Genomic DNA, 519 nt, shown 5'->3' with positions numbered 1-519 from the left:
CTCCTTGGCCACCCGGGTGTCCAGCTCGATCCCCTCGACCGTGAGACCCGGCAGGTTCAGCCGCGGGCGTTCGGTGTTCTGGAACTCGAGGGCCACCTGGAACAGCGGGGAGTAGGACGTGGACCGGGCCGGGTTCAGCTCCTCGACGAGCCGCTCGAACGGGACGTCGGCGTTGCCGAACGCGGTCAGATCGGCGTCCTTGACCCGGGCCAGCAGCTCGACGAACGAGGCCGCGGGGTCSACCTSGGTSCGCAGCACCAGGGTGTTGACGAACATGCCGAYSAYGTCGTCGAGYSCGGMSTCGCCGCGSCCGGCGASSGSGGTGCCGATCGCGACGTCGTCGGTGTCCCCCAGTCGGGACAGCAGCATCGCGTACACGGCGTGCACCGCCATGAACACCGTGGACTCCTGGTCGCGGGCCACCGCGAGCAGTCGCCGATGCAGGTTCGCGGGGACGGTGAACTCCACCCGGCTGCCGCGCAGGGTCTGCTGCGCGGGCCGGGGCCGGTCGGTGGGCAG

The 519-nt window shown here is 71.1% G+C and carries 1 protein-coding gene; it reads right to left on the bottom strand.

Going from position 1 to position 519, the window contains the following annotated elements; genetic code table 11:
• The coding region (locus tag AC1DQC_RS20290; RefSeq protein WP_477053022.1) for a condensation domain-containing protein at positions 1-519 on the bottom strand (519 nt) is incomplete at both ends.

This window comes from Cellulomonas sp. P4_H12 (assembly GCF_056400905.1).
Note: the sequence above shows the minus strand (reverse complement) of the source record. Positions and strands in the feature narration are given on the sequence as shown.